Genomic DNA, 18,953 nt, shown 5'->3' on the forward strand with positions numbered 1-18,953 from the left:
TCATGGCCCTCGGAACACGCGCTGTCTCAGACAGTCAGGGTGTCCGGACGTTGCTGACGAGCGCCCGGTTCGAACTGATGCCGTTCGAGAGCTTCGACGAGGAGATTACCCACCTCCCCGACAATGCGACTATCGCAATCACGACCTCACCACAACTCGGCATCGAGAAAACCGTCGAAAAGACGGAGGAAGCTGCCGAAATGGGGTACGATGTCGTGCCACACATCGCGGCCCGGTATGTGGAAGACCAGGAGCAACTCGAAGCGATTGCAGAGCGACTTGAGCAGGCAGGCATCACGGACATCTTCGTCCCAGGAGGTGACCGCGAGGAACCGGCCGGTGAGTACGAGTCGGCGCACGGCCTGCTCGAAGCGCTCGCAGAGACCGAATACTCCTTCGAGGAAGTCGGAATCACGGGCTACCCCGAGGGCCACGACTTCATCGACGACGAGACGCTGGCGGAGTCGATGGCACAGAAAGCGCCGTACGCGACATACATCGTCACCCAGCTCTGTTACGATCCAGATGCAGTGCTAGAGTGGGTCGAGGGCATCCGTGCTCGCGGTATCGAACTCCCGGTCGAAGTCGGTATCCCGGGCGTGATGAACTACCAGCGCCTGATGCAAATCTCTCAAAAGGTCGGTGTCGGTGATTCGATCAAGTTCCTCAGGAAGACGACGGGCATTCTCGGGTTCGTCAAGCAACTGGTCGGCTCCCGCGGGACCTACGAACCCGACGAACTCATCGACGGCCTCGCGCCCTACGTCGGAGACGACGAGTACAACATCCGCGGCGTCCACATCTACACGTTCAATCAGACGCCTGATACGGAAAAATGGCGGCACAACCGTCTCGACTCCTGAAACCGATCTACTTACTGTCCGTCCTCGGGCCACCCAGCTACAAGTACCTGTTTTCGACCGTCTCGCTGGCAGAGACTGCCAGCGTGTCATGCCGTGGCCAGCGTATCCCCGACGCAGTCCAGCAAGAAACATGAAGTGAGATTTTCCGGGTAGCATCTATACGGCCGCGGAACTGCAGGAGAGAGGTCGGAGGGCTACAACGGTATCAGTGAAAACCGGGCGCGGCAGTCGGGAGGTAAAATAGCGGCGGACGACAGGTGGGTGTGCGGACTGCTGGGACAGACGGAGTGGGGATTAGTCGTCGCTTTCGGCCTCTTTCCGGGCGTGAGCTTCGCCTGCTCACGGGCGCTCGGGTTGACAGACTCCTTGAACGGCACTTTCGCGGCGGTCGCGAACACCGGCTCACCGGGCTCGTCGGCGTACTCGTCGGGGAGATGGACCTGGAACTCCAGATCAAGTTCCTCGTCGTAGATCTCGTCGTTGAGCGGCGTGTCGGTGACTTCCTGAATCTTCTCGGCCGGGACGAATCCCATCCCGATGTTGGTTTCGAGATCCGGGTTCCACCACGGCGAGGTGAGGTAGCCACACTCTTCGCCCGTGTCCGGGTCGGAGATGAGCCAGAAGTCGGGGGCGTAGTCACGGATCGGCTCGCCAGCGATCTTCAGGCCGATGAGCTTGTGCTCGAACGGGTAGTTGCCGTTCTCGATCTGGTCTTTCTGCTCTTCGAGGACCTCTTTGCCGATGTAGTCGGCCTCCTTGTCGTCGGGAACGTGGTAGCCCAGGTTGACCTGGAACGGCGAGGTCTCGTGGTCGAGGTCCTGGCCCCAGGACATGATACCGGCGGCGATCCGGCGGTGGTGTCCCGGTGCGATCTGGCGACCGTCGTGGTCTTTGACGGACTCCATGACGGGGTCCCAGACCTGTTCGGCGTTTTCCATCGCGTCTTTGACGTAGACCTCGAAGCCTTTCTCACCCGAGAAGCCGGTCTGGCTGATCAACACATCACAGCCGTTGATTTCGGCGTCCATCAGGCCGTAGTACGGGACGTCTTTGACCTTGTCGCCGACGACGTCGACCATCACGTCGAGCGCCCTCGGGCCCTGGATCTGCATCGGAGCCACATCGATCTCATCGATTTCGACGTCGAAGTCGTTGTCGACGTTGACGCCCTGCAGCCACTGCATCAGCGTCGAGTCCGAGATAGAGAACCAGAACTCGTCTTCCTCGGGGCGCAGGAGAACGGGGTCGTTCAGGACGCCGCCGTCCTCGTTACAGAGGATGACGTACTTTCCGTCCATGGCGTCCATACCTGTCACGTCGCGGGTGACGACGTAGTTCGTCAGCGCCTCGGCGTCGGGCCCTTTGACCCGAATCTGTCGCTCTACGGCGACGTCCCAGAGGGTGACGGTGTTAGTCAGTGCGTCGTACTCCTTCATCACGCCGCCGTCCTCGGGCTCGATGAGACCGCGCGGGTGATAGAGGCGGTTGTAGACAGTTGCCCGCCAGGCACCCTCCTCGTTGAACGACTTGTGGAAGAACGGGGACTTTCGAACGCGCGTTGACACCAACATCTCGATGTTGGGGTCACCAGTCTGGCGGAGGTTACGGGGGACAGTCCGATCTGACTGGTCGACACTGGGATGGTTAGGATGTTCCTCGTTACCGGTCATGCCTATGAAAGAAGATGTGAAATACTAATAAAGGATATTGTTACTTGCTTCTGGGTTTTATATGCGGGAGGGACTTTGCGGGCAATTTCGACACTCAAAACCGTTGTTTAACAGCCCCAGAACATGAATATTCAACAGTATCTGGTATCTCGCTACTCGGCTGAAACTGGTAGCTGTAGTACGAAACGACCGGCACGGAACACGACCGAGCGGTTGGTGTGACTGTTCGGCAGATATCAGTCCGGGTCACTGCTGACTCGGGTGTATTTGACGATGTCGAAGTCGCTGTGTATCGTTCGTTCCGTCTCGGACCAGCGCGACCAGTCGACGGTCGGGAAGACCGTATCGCCGTCGAACGCTGCCGTTAGTTCGGTGAGGATTAGCTCGTCGGCCTTTGGGAGAAACTGCTCGTACACAGTAGCGCCGCCAATGACATACGTCGTAGATGCGCCGCTGTTGGCCGCTTCGGTCAACGCCGCCGTCGTCGAGGTGACAGCCGTGACACTGTCAGGAAGGTGACGCGGCGTCGTAGTCAGAACAATGTTCAATCGCTCCGGGAGTGGGCCGTCGAGATCACGGCGGATGCTCTCAAAGGTACGCCGGCCCATAATCACCGGATGACCGATAGTCGTCTGTTTGAAATGTATCAGATCCTCGGGATACTGCCACGGAATGTCGCCGCCGGCACCGATCACGCCGTTAGTCGCAACAGCGGCGATCAGCGAGAGTTTCATACGTACCTCTTTGTCGGGCTGCTGGTAATAAGTCCGTCCCACCGACGAGCGAGGCCACCGCTCGAAACCGACGCATCAAATCCGCTGCCCGAGCTATAGTAACAATTGAAACGATGTACACACTGATCGCACTGCCGCCGTGCGATCAGGTGTGCATTGATTTTCAATGGCTACTATACGGACATTGTTTCAAGTGACAGCAAGTCGTATTCTGGAACTGGAATCCTGCCGTTTGGATCTGAACCAGTGGGATGTCGCCACACCAATGCTAGCCCGGACCTTGATAGCGTATCTCGCGCGCGACTTATGAGGTACCAGCCATATAAAACGCCGTATGGATACGATTCACCTGTCGCCCGGTCCCGCCGCTGCTCAGGCGTTTCGCCTGGGAATTATCGCGAGCGCGGTCGGTGGACTCGCCGGGATTGCGACACTGTACTGGCTAGACGTCCTGACACCGGTGTTTGCTGGATACGCACTTGTTCTCTTGTTCCCCGTGTATCTTGTCTTCGCCGCAACAGCGTTGAGCGTGTGGTTGGGATACAACAAAGACGCGAAAGCATTGCGACCGGTCTACCGTCAAAAGGATTCGAGCGGGCGATCCGAGTAAACACCACGGTTAGATAGGTCCAGTATCTGCATCAATGACTCTATTTTCGATATTTGTGTGCACATACACCAGGATACAGTTTCAAATGCGATTCGATGTCACGAGAGTTGGTTTAAATCGGTAAAACGATTGGAACGCCTTCCGAGCGCTCCCAGTGGCGGAACTGTGGACTCACTCCTTTCTGTCGATTATTGTTGCTGCAATGAGGTTCCGCATACCCCGCCGGAGACGGCCGCTCATCGCTGTCGAGGACAATCCGATTTCGTCTGCGACTTCGTTCAAGGAGATATCCCTGGGTTCTCCGAAATAACCGTTTTCGTAGGCGGTTGTCAGCGCGGTCCGCTGCTCATCGGTCAAGCCGTACGACGATTCGCCGCCGGTGTCCGTGTTTCCGTAGATTTCGATGATATCGAGCGAGATGTCGTTCTCGTTGGCATACTCCCAGATCGTGTTGAGTGCCTCTCGGTCGGGGAGGAGGAGTCGGACGAGCCATCCGTTGCCCTTCGTTTCGGTATGGACGAGAAATCCGTTGACATCCGTGACGACTGAGCTGATGAGTTTCGTTTCGGGGGTGTGTTCGATGTAGTATATGCCGGTCTGGTCGGTCCAGTCGACGAGTTCGTAGCTCTGGACTGTCGGATCGGCATCGAGCATCTCTTCGAGTCGGTCTCTGTCACGATACTCGATGAGGAACGGAAACACAGTGGAGCCCGGATCGGTATTCCCCTGTGTGATGACACGTATCGCTATGTCTTCGAGGTTCTGTAACGTTGGAACCAGAGCGAGGCGTTCGTGTTCAATGTGTATTTTCGTCGTTATTGACATTTTAGGTACGGAGATTACAATCGAAGCGTCAAAGACGAATACCAGTTCGACAACGGAGTGGCATCATCTGTGAACTGCTGTATGTACGCGGGGTCTCCACGTCAATGTTTACATGCACAGGTGCACACACGAGGGCAAAAATAAAAAGCTGACTGCCGTCCCAAATGGCCCCGATCGTGTTAGCGAGACTGTGTTTTCACCAATGAGAACGAGTCTCCGGACGCAGTCTAAGCGACGAAGTAACGAGAAACAACTCAGAAGACATGTGTCATTGAACCAGCCAATTCGGCGAGTAGCACACGTCTCTATCGGAATGTGTATTAACAATCGTTTATAATTGTGCGTAATAAATACCCGTAATTATCCTACAATGAGCTTAGAAGGCTGTACCCAGTATATTGTATTGACATGAGTGAACCACAAAACCAATCCACCGCGGATAGCGAGTTCTCAAACGTCGATTTCTATCTACCGGCAGTCGCGCTACCGCCGAACTTCGGTCGTATCGAGGCGGCTGTTTCCGACCTCTTCGACTTCCACGGCGTCGTGCTGATTCCGGACAGTTACAATAAGTAACTCAGCCGCGTAGCATGTGTGGTTTATTTGAGGGTACCTATAGTAACAATTGAAACGATGTACACACTGATCGCACTGCCGCCGTGCAATCAGGTGTGCATTGATTTTCAATGGCTACTATAACTAATCGTGGTCAGTCGGTCAGTTTATCGGCGACAGCTTCGACAGCCTCGACAGGAACGTCGTACTCGTCGGCGACCGCTTGTGCCTGTGCTGCCGAGAGTGAACTGGTTCCGGCGACCGGATTTTTGCTTGGTTCTCGCGGCTGTGAGGGCGCCAACGTTTCGTCGTTGATAGACAGGCTCACTGCGTCCCAGCGGGTGTAGTGACCCATCGCATCGAAGTACGCCTTTGTCGCCCGCCGTTCGTCGTCCTGGAACTCGGCAGTCAGGAGCCCCTCCTCACCGACCAGCGGACCAGCCTTGACAATCCCCGCCGGGTTGATGAGCATACTCCCGCCCGCGGCGACGTTGAACCCGAGTTCGTCCTCAGAGAAACCGTCTGGAACAGCGTCGCTCATGTACGCCGAGCACGCAGCGACGAACGACTGGGTTTCGAAGGCGTACTCCCGCATGGCGGGATAGATATCACAGGTATCCACGGCCTCGCTCGTCTCCGCTCGAGTCTTGTCCCCTGGATGACCGTGTTGTTCCCAGAAGCCGGGCCAGACGGCGGCGTGTATCTCCTCGCCCATTGCGGTCAGCGCCGCTTTCGAGAGCGTCATGTGGTTCTCGTAGCAGATGAGACCGCCGAGCCAACCGACATCCGTCTCATACGTGGCCAGGCTGGATGGGTCGCCCCGGCCCCAGATGGCTCGCTCCTCGTGGGTCGGCATCAGTTTCCGGTGTCGACCCATCAGCTCCCCCGTACTGTCGAAGTAAAACAGCGAATTGTAGAGCGTCTCGCTTCCCTGCCGGTCACTGACTTCGTTCGTGCCCAGCACGAGTGTGAGGTCCGCCTCCGCGACTGCCTCACCGAGTACCTCGATAGCCTCGTCGTCGACGTGGAGACTGTTCTTCTGGAGGTCCACCATCAGGTCGGTCCATCTGGAGATAGAGACGCTACCTCGCCAGTATGGGTACCCCGGGAAGTACGTCTCCGGGAAGACCACGATGTCTGCACCGTCCCGTCCCGCCTGCTCGATATACCGGCATGTCTTGTCCAGCGTTCCCTCCTTGTCGTGGTAGACTGGCTCTACCTGCGCGGCCGCGAGTGTGAACGATTCGGCTGGCATTCGTTCGCAATATACAGACCATCATCAAATCAGTTTGTCCGAAGACGGTGCGAATCTGGGCTCAGCATTCCGTCGCCATAGTCTGAACTGCGTCCGTACTACCCTACTGGCGTTCCGGTTCTGGGGCCTGCCAGGCGACGATGATACCGGCGACAGCAACCGTGCCAGCCAATAAAAAACGCCGGCTCAAATCCGACGCTGTTTACTACGGCTCCACCAGCGATCGGTGCAACAAATGCCCCTGCCAGGCCGATACTGGTCTGGAACGCGACCGCCGTCGCAGCGACGGGCGGATCAACGAGCTCTCGAACATACGTAAACGAGAGGCCAAGCGTCAGTTGGACCGCAAACCCGATCAGCAGGAGGACGGCAACAAGCAGTGGCAACGAGCGAAACTGCGTAAACCCGAGGAGAAGCGGCGCAGCAAGGCCGAAGGACGACAACACGACCGGTCGCCGTCTGCCGTTGAAGACCCGGTCCGAGATGAGCCCGCCGCTGATTCGAGAGACCACACCAACGGCGGGGAACACGGCAACGACGAGTCCGCTTACGGCCAGGGAGAAGTCCAGTCCTTGCGTGAGGTACGACGAGCCCCAGCTATTCACGAACAGGTACAGCGCGTAGCCGAGGAAGCCGAGGACACCGACGAGCCAGACGTTCCGGCTCCGGAGCACTGCCCCGAATTCCTGCAGGGACGGGGCATCGCCGCGGCTCCCGCCGTGCCCGCGGCTCGCCGGCCAGAAGACGGCCAAGCCCGCGAGGGCGGGGCCAATGAATGCCAGAAAGACAGCCGGCCAGCCGAACCGCTGGGCGATGAGCGGCCCCGTTCCCTGTCCGAGTGCGAAGCCGACCGGCCCACTGGCAGTGAAGATGCCGACTGCTGTCGCACGGTTGGAGCCGTCGACGGCCCGGCTCACCATGTCGATACCGGCGTTCCAGACGATGACATACGCAGCTCCTCCCAGTGCACGCGACGCGAGGATTGATTGGTACTGGCCACGCCGACCGGCTAGCCAGCCCCACGTCCCGGCGATGACTAACGTGCCCACCGCAAGTGCCATCGCGGTCCTCGAATCGGTCCGGTCCAGCACAGCCCCGACAGGGAGACTGACGACGACAGCGGTGCCGAACATGACCCCGACCAGGAGGCCGGCGGCTGTCGGCCCGACCTGTAGTGACTCCTGAATGAGTGGTGTCACGCTTGCAGGGACGATCTCGTAGGCAGCCAGTCCCAACGAGATGAGGCTTGCACCCGCTACAAGCCACCACGTCGAGTCGGCTGTTTGAACAGGTGTCTCAGCAGCGGTGTCCGAAATATCGGAATCAGTAGCCTGTGGTGTCATTCTGGCGGGGATGAGCGTTCGGTCATCGTACTGTCGTAGTCGGCGCCGGAGCTATAGTAGCCATTGAAAATCAATGCACACCTGATCGCACGGCGGCAGTGCGATCAGTGTGTACATCGTTTCAATTGTTACTATAGAAGTGAGAAGCTCAGTCAGTTCGAGTGGCGAGCGTCTGGCGAGCAGTTCCCGAACAACACCGAAAAAACTGCTTGGTGAGGTGCGGTGGCGACTGAGAGTCACTGTTTCCGAATGAGATAACAGAGCGTATTGAAACCATGGGGCCTGAAGCGGATGATACAACAGAGTGGTTGCCGAGTGCGGCGTAGCACGAGCGTGGAACCCGTGGCACGACACCCAAACAGAAGCAGGAAAGCAATCGGATATATAGACACTCACCCATAGTATAGGTACAAGCATAGAGGTATGGTCTGGTATTTCCCAATTTTCGTTCTATCTTTTCGGTTATACAAACTACCAGTCTGAACCCAGTATTCGTTCGGGGCATATTCAGAAGAACTGTGCTGGATATGTTTATACTCGCAAGAGGTGATACGTAATTCAGTATTTGTATCGAGCCTCCAGGATTGGCTATCAAATCAGAACAGTGTGTTTCATCGGGCAAGTCAAGGCGGGGTCACCAAGCGTGAACGATTCAGCCCGGGTCATCAGTCGGTCGACGAACTCGTCGTGGATGTCTTCGTGGACGATGGCCCGCGACAATGCGTCACAGGTCTCACCGGTGCTGTAGTAGACGCCTGCCGTGGCCGCGTCGACTGCCGTTTCCACGTCCGCATCGGGAAAGACAACGAGCGGCGACTTCCCGCCCAGTTCGAGAGTAACGGGAGCGATGCGGGCGGCAGTGGTCTGTATATGTAGTCGAACCAGTCCCAGTTACCGACCCAGCCCTGCCAGTCGCTCCGGCAGACTCCGCAGGAATTGACCTGAGCGACGACGCCATCCGGGTCCGGCTCCGGGCGGTCGACGTCTTTCAACGTCGGCCACCCGTCTATCCGTCTATAGTACTGTATTCGTAGTACTGACTTCGAACTTCGATTTCGTTTTTCGTATATCGAAGTATCTCTAACAGATTTGCCATATACCTAGAGGTGAATCTATCTCTGGGCCCAGTGATACCGAGGGAGACCATGACCTCCTGTTCGTCGTTGAATATCGGCACGGCGACACCGCGAACGCCCCTGAGATGCTCCTCGTCGTCTATCGCGTAGCCCTGGTCACGGACTCGCTTGAGGGCCGCTTCGAGATCGGACCGGGATGACAGCGTGTTATCAGTCCCTTTCGGAAGTCCATGGTCGGCAACGATTTCGTTTCGTTTTTCGACCGGAAGATGCGCCAGAATAACTTTGCCCAGCGATGTCCAGTGCATCTCGGTGTGATTCCCGATAGGGATTTCGTCGCCCGCAGCCTTTCCGCCTGAACTCCTGTAGAGGATGACCCGCTGGCCGTTCTCTTCGATGCCGGCACCAGCAATCTCACCGGTCTCTCTGCTGAGTTCCTCAACTTTATTGCGAAGCAGTCGACCGATGTCTAGTCTCTGCCGAACGCTGCCCCCCAGCTCCAGAAAGCGGAAAGACCGGCGATACTGCCCGGATTCCTTGACGACGTAGTCACGCTGGACGAGTGTGTTGAGGTGAATAAACACAGTGCTTGTGGGTATATCCAGATGAGACGCGAGATCGGAAAGACCGACCGGTTCACGTTTTTCGAGCGCGGCGAGAATATCCAGCGTTGTCTCAACCGCACTGATCGTTTTGTTGTTTTGCGAGGCCATGGATGCGCTTTTTTTTTGCAGAGTGAAATAGATTCCGCCGAGAGCCAAAATGTTTCCAATCACGTTGGAAAGTGGTACTATCCACCGATGTTGTCTATTCTAACATGAGTACGGATGTTATTTTCCTCGGCCTTGTCACTCGCGAAGGGTGACAACATACCACACGAGCATGTGGGACGTAAGATCCAGTCCCTAATTCAGCAGTTACAGTTACTCTAACGTCGCTTTGTGACATTCGTCTGTTCCACACGAGCGCAACAAGTGGCTTTCAATCTGGTTGAAAGGAATTGGAACCGCTCTGAGATCCCATTTTCCGCGAAGTAGTAGTTCTCTGCTCCGTCTTCTGTATCACGGAATGAGGTCGTACGTACGGGTGTGACGTTTGGGCCTCGGTTCAGAACCGCCGGCTACGCAGTCATACCGGGCGTTGCTCCGCAAGGCGCTGCCGGTTTCGATGTGATCGGTCTGCCTGACTGTGCCGGTACTACCAACATTTATTAATGATGATTGCGATGCTTCTTCTACTCGGTATGAGCGAAGTTACACTATCAAACGTCAGCAAGGTATACGACGACAACGTCCTTGCGGTTGAGGACCTATCTCTGGCCGTCGAGGATGGAGAGTTTGTCGTCGTTGTCGGACCATCCGGGTGTGGCAAGTCAACCACACTTCGGATGATCGCCGGCCTCGAAACAGTCACCGACGGTGAGATTGCTATCGGCGGGGACGTAGTCAACGACGTTCGTCCACAGGACCGGAACATTGCGATGGTGTTCCAGAGCTACGCGCTGTACCCACACATGACCGTGCGCGATAACATGTCCTTCGGGCTTCGGCTGTCAGGCGAGTACGATGATCAGATCGAGCAACGGGTAACCGAGGCCGCCGAGCTACTGGAGATTTCGGATCTCATGGACGACCTACCGAAGCAACTCTCGGGTGGCCAGCAACAGCGCGTCGCGCTTGGGCGGGCTATCGTCCGCGACCCAGAGGTGTTTCTGATGGACGAGCCGCTGTCGAATCTCGATGCGAAGCTTCGGACCCAGATGCGTACGGAGATCCAGCGGATTCAGGAAGAGCTTGACGTGACGACGATTTACGTCACGCACGATCAGACGGAAGCGATGACGATGGCGGACCGGATCGTGATTCTCAATCAGGGTGAGCTCCAACAGGTTGCGCCGCCGGAGCGCTGCTACGACGAGCCCAACAACAAATTTGTCGCGGGGTTCATCGGGTCACCATCGATGAACTTCTTCGAGGTGAGCGTGACAAATAGCGGTGGACGTACGGCGGTCCACTCAGCAGGTGTGGAGTTTACGCTCAACGTCGATATTCCGGATGGGGAGTACACGCTAGGCGTCCGTCCGGAGGATTTCGTCGCCGAGGACGCCGGGTCGTACATCGATACGGTCGTGGACGTCGTAGAACCCATGGGTTCGGACAATTTCCTCTATCTGGAGACAGCAGACGGGTCGAAAGAAGTCGTAGCCCGAGTCGATAGCGAGTACCGCCCGGAACGGGGCGACGAAATCGCGTTAGGATTTCATACGGAAGATATGCATCTGTTCGGTCCCGACGGCGAGCGAGTGGAACTGAACCAGCTACAGCGGACAGAATCAGCGTAACATGTTGTACGATACTATCGGTCGGAAAGAGAGCGAGTGGGCTGGAATGACGGCGAGTCAGATCCGAGGTGTCGGCGAACAGTCGGGCTCTGTTCTCGTTATTCCCGTCGGAAGCGTCGAACAGCACGGGAACCACCTCCCGGTCGTCACCGACACACTCCTGGTCGAGGCGATGGTCGACACTGCTGTCGAGCGTCTGGACGACGTGCCTGTCGTCGTGACGCCGCCGATATGGAGCGGGTTCTCGCCACACCATCTGTCGTTCGGTGGGACCCTGTCGCTCGAATTCGCACACTTACGAGCAACGCTTGAGGATATCGCACACGCTGGCATCCAGAACGGATTCGACGCGGTGCTGTTCGTCAATGGCCACGGCGGGAACAGTTCGCTCATCGACGCCGTCGTGAGTACCGTGGGCGTCGACACCGATGCGGAAGTACTCGGAACGACGTACTTCCACCTGGCGTCGGATCGAATCGAGGAACTCCGAACGACGGAGACGGGGGGGATGGCCCACGGCGGCGAGTTCGAGACGTCACTCATGCTTGCGCTCCGACCGGACCTCGTGGGCGACCCAGCAGTCCGCGACGGCGAACCGATGGACGAACACTACAGATGGGGCGGGCAAGACTTGCTCGACGGTGGCAACGTCGCCGTCTATCGTTCGTTCGACGAGTATTCCACGTCCGGTGCCATCGGGACGCCGAAGCAGGCGACTGCGGAGACGGGTGAACGAATCCGCTCGGTCATCGGTGACGAACTCGCTGCCCTCATGACCGCGATTCACGAACACAATTCCTGACCAATGAGCCACGCAACACAAAGAATTATGTACATGGAAATAGGTGACATTAATGATGCAGCCCGATAACAACGACAGGTCTGTCGAGGACAGTATCGACCGCCGACGGCTCCTGCAGGCACTCGGCGCAGGCGGCGCCATCGCCATCGCTGGGTGTAGCGGCGACGGTGGGAGTGGTGGTGACGGCGACAGTGAGAGCGGCGGTGACGGCGGCGACGGCAGCACGCGAAGTGTGCAGTTCCTCACGATGGGCGTCGGAGACAACATCAAGCAGTTCTTCGAGGAGAACAACGCGGCTTTCGAGGACGAACACGACGTCGACGTGGAGTTTACTAGCGTCACGTGGGACAACGCGCGACAAACCGTGAACAACCGTGTCGACGGCGGCGAAGCGCCCGACGTCAGTCGGTGGCCGGCGCGCTGGATACCCCAGCTCGTGGGCAAAGACGCGCTCGAACCACTCGACGACATGATGGACGGGGAGTTCGGCGAGCAGTTCTATGATGGCGTGGCCGAGGGAACGATGTACAACGGCTCCCACTACGGCGTGCCGTGGGCCGCCTCGAACAAGTGCCTCTACTACAACAAAGACGTCTTCGAGACGGCGGGGCTCGACCCCGAAGACCCGTCGCTCGATTCGTGGCAGGATATGCTGGATGCCGCTACGCAAATCCGCGACAGTGATGCGAGCGTACCTGCACTGGGGCTTGCAGGGGCCGACGCAATCGAGACCGGGTCGCAGTACTACCACTACCACTGGTCACACGGCGCGGACCTCGTCGACGACGAAGGGATGCCAGTCGTAAACTCAAGTGGTGCTGTCGATGCCCTCTCGTTGTACACTGACCTCCACCTCGAACACAATGTCACACAGTCCTCGCCGCTCTCCTCGACTCGGCAGGACATCCGGCAGCTGTTCGAGAACGGTGACCTCGGGATGGTTATCGGGCACGTCTACACGGGACTCAACATCACCGCCGCAAAGGAAAACGGTGATGTCGACTTCGACTACGGCATCGTGCAGGTGCCGCGTGGCCCTGAGGGCCGGTACAGCCTGTTCACTATCGACACGCTCGCTATCTTGAGTCAGAGCGAACACAAGGACCTCGCCCGGGACCTGATCCGGTTCTACTTCGACGAGGAGCGGCGGTTCCAGTACTCGAAGCAGAAAGGGTTCCTTCCTGTCGTCGAAGCCGTCGGTGAGCGCTCGTACTTCTCGGATTCAGACAACTGGGGACCGTTCGTCGAGGCGGGGCAATACGCTCGTGCCCGGCCAAAGCTCGGTAACTTCAGCGAGTTCAACGACCGGATGGTCCAGGCCATTCAGGAGGCACTGGCGGACCGGAAGTCACCGCAGAAAGCGCTCAACGATGCCCAGAGTGACCTCGAAGATGCTATGGAGTGACAGACAGGGATGAGTCTGGCAGAGGAATACACCGAGGCGTCCGACGACTCGCGTCTTGAACAAGGGTTGGCGTACGTCCAGCGCAACAGCCGGGCGTACCTTCTCATCGCCCCCGCGGCCGTGTTCCTGCTGGCCGTCGTTGGCTACCCTATCATCGAGACGTTTCGGCTGTCACTGTACCAGTCACCGGCCGACTCGAACATTGAGACGTTCGTCGGACTCCAGCACTACGTCGAGATATTCAACAGCGACATCTTCTACCGCCTGCTCTGGCAGACCGGTCGCTGGGTCGTCGTTGGCGTCGCAGGCAAGACACTGCTGGGACTGCTGATAGCCGTTCACCTCAAGGGCGACATTCGCGGTCGGAAGTTCTTCCGCACGGCGTTTCTCATTCCCTGGGGGATTCCCTACGCTATCTCAGCGGTCGTGTTCCGCTGGATAGAACACCCACAGTTTGGCTACCTCAACGCGATTTTGCTGAAACTCGGCATCATCGAACAGGGTATCGGTATCCTCGGAAACCCGAGTCTTGCGTGGCTCGGCGTCGTCGTAGCCGACATCTGGATTGGGACACCGTTCATGGCGATTATCTTCCTCGCGGGCCTGCAGTCGATACCACAGGAACTGTACGAGGCAGCCGCCATCGACGGTGCCGAGAAGTGGCATCAGTTCCGGTACATCACGCTCCCACAGCTGAAGAGCGTCGTCCTGATTGCCACGCTACTGTCGACGATATGGACGTTCGTCAGTTTCGACGTCATCTGGACGATGACCGGCGGCGGCCCGATCAGTTCGACGGCGACGCTCGTCATCCACATCTATCAGGTGGGGCTCCAGAACGGGAACCTCGGGCGCGGAGCTGCCTACAGCGTCATCGGGTTCCTGTTCCTGTTTGTCTTCGCTATCATCTACCTGCGCATCTACACGCGAGGGGGTGACGAGCTATGACGATGGCAGGCCACGACCGGAGCAATCTCCGCAAAGTCCGGCTCTACGGCGTGCTGATCGGACTGCTCGGGCTCATGATGTTGCCGTTCTACGCGATGTTCTCAAGCACTCTCAAGCCAGAGTCGGAGATATTCGCTGCGCCGGCAACGCTGGTTCCCAGCGACCCCAGCATCCAGGCGTATCTGCAGGTCTGGACACAGACCGACGTGTTGCTCTGGGTCGGGAACAGCTTCATCATCTCAGTTGGGACGGTCGTGTTGACGCTCCTGTTAGCGATACCGGCCGCGTACTCGTGTGCTCGGAACGACTTCGTGGGGAAACGGACCTTCCTCCTCTCCGTGCTGGTCGTCCAGATGTTCGCACCGGTCGTGTTGATCGTCGGCCTCTTCGACGTTATCACCCAGATGGGGCTGTTCAACACCTATCTCGCTGTGATCGTCCCGGCGGCGGCGTTCACGCTCCCGTTCAACGTCTGGATGCTGTACGGGTATTTCAAGACGATACCCGTCGCGCTCGAAGAATCTGCGCGTATCGACGGGGCGAGCCAACTGCAAATCCTCACGAAGATTGTACTCCCGCTCACGAAGCCAGCGCTGGTCGCCAGTGTCACCTACACCTTCCTCTACGCCTGGAACCGGCTGCTGTTCGTGCTCACCTTCCTCACTGACAGTGCGAAGTACAACATCCCGCGCGGGGTCTTCTCGATGGTCGGCGCGCTGCAGACCGACTGGCGGATGATGCTCACTGTGTCTGTTATCGGCATTATCCCACTCTTGATTTTGTTCGCCTTCTTGGAGGAGTATATCGTCGCAGGGATGACGGCTGGCGCGGTCAAAGAGTAGCTGCCTCTACTTTTATTATCGCCGCGATAGTTGGTCGCGTATGGAATTCGCGATGTGGGCGTACCCGTGGGACCTTCTGGACGAAGGGCCAGCGGAGGTGGAACGGCGACTGCGTGACATCGGCATCGACGAGCTGAACCTCGCGACGAACTATCACACTGTGCAGGCGTTCACGCCGCACAGTCCGGAGCGACGGACGCTGTTTGCCCGCGCGAGTTCGTATTTCGAGCCCGGTCCGGAGTACGGCGACCTCGAACCAGTTCCGTACGAGAAGATGGACAGCGACTGGGTCGCAGACGCCGCCGCCGGTTTGTCTGACCTGACGCTCAATTCCTGGACAGTCGGCTGCCACAACTCCCGGCTCGGGATGGCCAACCCCGAATACACGCTGGAATCGGCACACGGTGACGACCTGATCTTCGGCCTGTGTCCCTCCCAGCCCGCGGTCCAGACGTATCTCTCGGCGCTGGTCTCGGATCTGGCGGCCCGCGATACGTTTGCCCGTATCGAACTGGAAACGTTCGATTACTTCTACGGAACGGGCTTTGGATGGCATCATCAGAAGATTCACGCACGGTTAGGGGTACTCGGAGAGTTCCTGTTCGGGCTGTGCTTCTGTCCGCACTGTCGCGAGAATGCGAAGGCCGCGGGCGTCGATGCTGAACGGGCACGCGAGACGGTAGCCGGCGCGCTGGACGATATCGTCGCCGGGGACGTGGCACACGACCGTTCGCCGGAAGGCTGGCTCGCGGAGCACGAGACCGTCGCCGCATACGTCGATGTCCGCGAACGGACGCTGTCGTCACTGTACGCCAGACTGGCTGACGCCGCTGGAACGACGCCGCTTGGCTACTACGTCGGCGCACCGGAGCCCGGCCGCGAGTGGGTCGTCGGGGCCGACCTGCAGGCACTCTCGAACCATGTCGATTACTACTGCCTTCCGGCTTACGAGTCGACGAGCGAAGCGGTCATAGAGGCATACGACGCCGTCGAGACAGTTGTCGATGACGTGCCACTCCACGTCGGGCTCCTGCCGGGCCATCCAGCCATCCACGACGAGGCGACCGTTGTCGATATCGTACAGACCCTCAACTCGAAGGGAGTGCCGCGGCTCTCGTTCTATAATTACGGACTGCTTCCGGAGCAGTCACTGGAGTGGGTCGGAACCGCCGTCGACGCGGTGCGCGGATAGGGGCAAGCGGTACTTTGATATCGGTTCCCGAACGACAGGGATGCATGGAGATAACCGGCGTGTCAGCGGTCACTGTAGATGTACCGTTGGCCGACTTGGATGAACATCTCGGTATCGGGCCGTACGTGACAAATCACGGGAAACTACACTCGATGGAACGCGTGCTCGTCCGTGTCGACACAGATGAGGGGATTAGCGGTTGGGGAGAGATGCGCGTCTTCCTGTCACCGGCGGCCACTGAATCCATTATCGAAGACGGCGTTGGCCCGATGATCGAGGGCCAGTCGCCGTTCGAAATCGAGCGGCTCCGACGACAGGTGTTCGTCGAGTACACGAACGTAGATATGTTCTTTGCGGCGGTCGAAACAGCCTGCTGGGACATCGTCGGCAAAGCCCTCGACAGACCGGTATACGAACTTCTCGGCGGGTGGACGGCACCGACACAGGGCACTCAGCAACACCGGCAAACAGTCGATGGCAACAGTACTGCACCGACGGCTGTCCCCGTTGCGTTCTGTCTTGGTATCCTCTCGCCCGAGGAGTCCCGTATCAAGGCCCGAGAAGCGCTCGAAGCCGGCTTCACTGTCCTCAAAACGAAGGCGGGTCGGGACTGGCGACAGGACGTCGAGCGAATCAAAGCGATGCACGATGAAGTCGACGGCCAGCTAGAGTTCCGGCTCGACCCGAACCAGGGCTGGACGCTCGACCAGGCAGTTCGGGTCGGCGCGATGCTCGAAGACGCTGGAATCTACCTGCAGTACATGGAGCAGCCGATTCGAGTCGACTCACACAGGTCGCTTGCCCGACTCCGGCAACGACTCCGCCAGCCTATCGCGCCGAACGAGGATACGTACATCTCGCATAATCTGCAATCGCTCGTCGAAGCCGGCGCGATGGACGTCGGCGTTATCGACCTGACTCCGGCCGGCGGCATCAGTGGTATTCGACAGCAGGCCGCCATCCTCGAAGACGCCGGTGTTCCCTTTACGCACCACTGTGCGTTCGATCTGGGGATTCGAACCGCGGCGATCCTCCACGCGTTCACCGGCATCCCGGGCTTTTCGTTGCCCCCGGATTCGACGTACTACGGCTGGGAGGCAGACGTCATCGAGGCTCCGTTCGAAGTCAGCGACGGCTGCCTCCCCGCCCCGGAGGGACCCGGCCTGGGCATCAGTATCGACGTGGACACCGTCGAGGAGTATCGAATCACATGAGCGGCGGAGAGCAACTTTCAAGAGGGCAGCTTACGTGGGTGTCGGTGTCATGGTAGAGTTATCATTAGCGGACCGGCCAGCCATTGTGACTGGAGCGTCGCGAGGTATCGGGCGCGAGATCGCGGCCCGGTTCGCCGAAGCGGGTGGCGACGTCGTCGTCTGCTCGCGCACTTACGAGGACGTCGAAGCGGTTGCGACGGAGTTGACCGACACACACGATGGCCGCGTTGTTCCGGTCGAATGTGACGTCACAGACCGGGCGGCGGTACAGGACCTCGTCGACACGACCATCGAGGAGTTCGGGGACATTCGGGTGCTCGTGAACAACGCTGGCGGCGCAGACGAGTCCGCCAATCTGTTGCACCGGTGTGACGAGGAGACCTTCGAATCGATGGTCGACCTGAACCTGAAAAGCCAGTTCCTCCTGAGCAAAGAGGTACTGCCAGCGATGGTCGCCGCTGGCGGTGGGTCGATAATCCATATGGGCTCAGTCAACGGCCTGTTCGGTATCGGGCTCTCCGGCTACTCCGAGGCGAAAAGCGGACTCCTGGCGCTCTCCCGAAACATCGCCGCCCACTACGGGCAACACGGGGTCCGCTCGAACGTTATTTCGGCGGCGACCATCGAAACAGCGAACAGGCGGGCAGAGATGGAAAACACGGAGGAACGGACCGGTGAGACGAGCGCACGGGAGCGCTGGCTCGACCAGTACCCACTCGGTCGGTTCGGCACACCGCGGGAAGTCGCAGATACGACCCTGTTCCTTGCCTCCGACCTGTCGAGTTTCGTTACCGGTGAGAATCTGGTGCTCGACGGCGGATTGACGACGAGCCTGCCGACATCGTTCATCAACGAAGTCTACGACGCAGACGACCAGCCGACAACCAATTGACTCACGACCCATGGAAGAACTAACAACTGACGACGCCCCCGATAGTATCGGCCCGTACTCGCAAGGAATCGCTAGCGGTGACCGCATTTACGTTTCCGGTCAGGGACCGGTCGACCCGGATACCGGCGAGGTAATCCAGGGCACGCCCGCCGAACAGACTCGGCGCACACTCCGGAACGTAGCTGCTGTTCTGGATGCCGGTGACGCTTCACTCGACGATGTGGTGAAAGCGACGGTTTTCGTGAAGGATATGCGGTACTACGACGAGGTGAACGAAGTGTACGGTGAGCTCATGTCACCCCCCTATCCCGCTCGCAGCGCTGTGGAGGTAGTTAAACTACCAGTGGACATCGACGTCGAGATAGAAGTTATCGCGGAACGGTAGT

The 18,953-nt window shown here is 58.5% G+C and carries 16 protein-coding genes and 3 pseudogenes; 12 read left to right on the plus strand and 7 right to left on the minus strand.

The window, feature by feature from the left end; genetic code table 11:
• The first annotated feature begins 2 nt into the window (after positions 1–2).
• The gene (locus GJ630_RS00845; RefSeq protein WP_146417902.1) at positions 3–863 is read left to right on the plus strand and encodes a methylenetetrahydrofolate reductase; all 861 of its coding nucleotides are present in this window, start codon (positions 3–5) and stop codon (positions 861–863) included.
• Between the two features lie 294 nt (positions 864–1,157).
• On the opposite strand, the pseudogene GJ630_RS00850 reads toward GJ630_RS00845, so the two are convergent.
• Positions 1,158–2,533, minus strand: a pseudogene (locus GJ630_RS00850) (aminomethyl transferase family protein).
• A gap of 236 nt (positions 2,534–2,769) precedes the next feature.
• Complete coding sequence (locus GJ630_RS00855) at positions 2,770–3,267, minus strand: dihydrofolate reductase (RefSeq protein WP_050006942.1); 498 nt, start codon at positions 3,265–3,267, stop codon at positions 2,770–2,772.
• A gap of 334 nt (positions 3,268–3,601) precedes the next feature.
• Between GJ630_RS00855 and GJ630_RS00860 the strand changes: the two genes are divergently transcribed.
• Complete coding sequence (locus GJ630_RS00860; protein WP_014031191.1) at positions 3,602–3,877, plus strand: hypothetical protein; 276 nt, start codon at positions 3,602–3,604, stop codon at positions 3,875–3,877.
• Between the two features lie 171 nt (positions 3,878–4,048).
• On the opposite strand, the gene GJ630_RS00865 is transcribed toward GJ630_RS00860, so the two are convergent.
• Positions 4,049–4,702: a helix-turn-helix domain-containing protein gene (locus tag GJ630_RS00865; RefSeq protein ID WP_014031192.1), complete on the minus strand. Its 654-nt coding sequence runs from the start codon at positions 4,700–4,702 to the stop codon at positions 4,049–4,051.
• 408 nt (positions 4,703–5,110) lie between these two features.
• Here GJ630_RS00865 and GJ630_RS19395 point away from each other — a divergent pair, with 408 nt between their 5' ends.
• Positions 5,111–5,278, plus strand: coding sequence for a hypothetical protein (locus tag GJ630_RS19395; RefSeq protein WP_175055176.1), 168 nt, complete (start codon positions 5,111–5,113; stop codon positions 5,276–5,278).
• A 133-nt stretch (positions 5,279–5,411) separates the two neighbouring features.
• Here GJ630_RS19395 and GJ630_RS00870 read toward each other — a convergent pair whose 3' ends face one another.
• The 4 genes and pseudogenes from GJ630_RS00870 to GJ630_RS00885 all read right to left on the minus strand — a co-directional run bounded on the left by GJ630_RS00870 (position 5,412) and on the right by GJ630_RS00885 (position 9,644).
• Positions 5,412–6,512: a carbon-nitrogen hydrolase family protein gene (locus GJ630_RS00870; RefSeq protein WP_146417900.1), complete on the minus strand. Its 1,101-nt coding sequence runs from the start codon at positions 6,510–6,512 to the stop codon at positions 5,412–5,414.
• Positions 6,513–6,615: 103 nt separating this feature from the next.
• Positions 6,616–7,855: pseudogene (locus tag GJ630_RS00875) on the minus strand (MFS transporter).
• A gap of 630 nt (positions 7,856–8,485) precedes the next feature.
• Positions 8,486–8,725, minus strand: a pseudogene (locus GJ630_RS00880) (aldehyde dehydrogenase family protein); the annotation flags it as partial.
• A gap of 136 nt (positions 8,726–8,861) precedes the next feature.
• Entirely contained in the window at positions 8,862–9,644 is a 783-nt protein-coding gene (locus GJ630_RS00885; RefSeq protein ID WP_014031198.1) for an IclR family transcriptional regulator, read from the minus strand.
• A 530-nt stretch (positions 9,645–10,174) separates the two neighbouring features.
• Between GJ630_RS00885 and GJ630_RS00890 the strand changes: the two genes are divergently transcribed.
• Genes GJ630_RS00890 through GJ630_RS00930 form a run of 9 tightly spaced genes read left to right on the plus strand, consistent with a single transcriptional unit; the run spans position 10,175 to position 18,952 of the window.
• Positions 10,175–11,272 (plus strand): ABC transporter ATP-binding protein, encoded by a 1,098-nt coding sequence (locus tag GJ630_RS00890; RefSeq protein WP_044952877.1) that lies wholly within the window; start codon positions 10,175–10,177, stop codon positions 11,270–11,272.
• Position 11,273: 1 nt separating this feature from the next.
• A complete protein-coding gene (locus GJ630_RS00895; RefSeq protein WP_191449139.1) occupies positions 11,274–12,074 on the plus strand; it encodes a creatininase family protein in 801 nt (266 codons plus the stop codon).
• Positions 12,075–12,129: 55 nt separating this feature from the next.
• A complete protein-coding gene (locus tag GJ630_RS00900; protein WP_191449140.1) occupies positions 12,130–13,479 on the plus strand; it encodes a sugar ABC transporter substrate-binding protein in 1,350 nt (449 codons plus the stop codon).
• Positions 13,480–13,488: 9 nt separating this feature from the next.
• On the plus strand, positions 13,489–14,427 hold the full coding sequence (locus GJ630_RS00905; RefSeq protein ID WP_191449141.1) for a carbohydrate ABC transporter permease: 939 nt from the start codon (positions 13,489–13,491) through the stop codon (positions 14,425–14,427).
• On the plus strand, positions 14,424–15,269 hold the full coding sequence (locus GJ630_RS00910; protein ID WP_008312256.1) for a carbohydrate ABC transporter permease: 846 nt from the start codon (positions 14,424–14,426) through the stop codon (positions 15,267–15,269). Before GJ630_RS00905 ends, GJ630_RS00910 begins: the two co-directional genes overlap by 4 nt.
• Positions 15,270–15,309: 40 nt before the next feature.
• Positions 15,310–16,461 carry a hypothetical protein gene (locus GJ630_RS00915; RefSeq protein ID WP_191449142.1) on the plus strand — a complete coding sequence of 384 codons (1,152 nt, stop codon included), beginning with the start codon at positions 15,310–15,312 and terminating at the stop codon, positions 16,459–16,461.
• Between the two features lie 44 nt (positions 16,462–16,505).
• A complete protein-coding gene (locus GJ630_RS00920; protein WP_014031205.1) occupies positions 16,506–17,675 on the plus strand; it encodes a mandelate racemase/muconate lactonizing enzyme family protein in 1,170 nt (389 codons plus the stop codon).
• A 49-nt stretch (positions 17,676–17,724) separates the two neighbouring features.
• Positions 17,725–18,567 carry an SDR family NAD(P)-dependent oxidoreductase gene (locus tag GJ630_RS00925; protein ID WP_191449143.1) on the plus strand — a complete coding sequence of 281 codons (843 nt, stop codon included), beginning with the start codon at positions 17,725–17,727 and terminating at the stop codon, positions 18,565–18,567.
• A 10-nt stretch (positions 18,568–18,577) separates the two neighbouring features.
• Positions 18,578–18,952 carry a Rid family detoxifying hydrolase gene (locus tag GJ630_RS00930; RefSeq protein ID WP_014031207.1) on the plus strand — a complete coding sequence of 125 codons (375 nt, stop codon included), beginning with the start codon at positions 18,578–18,580 and terminating at the stop codon, positions 18,950–18,952.
• The last annotated feature ends 1 nt before the right edge of the window (position 18,953 follow it).

The organism is Haloarcula sp. CBA1122, assembly GCF_009741785.1.
GTDB lineage: Archaea > Halobacteriota > Halobacteria > Halobacteriales > Haloarculaceae > Haloarcula > Haloarcula hispanica.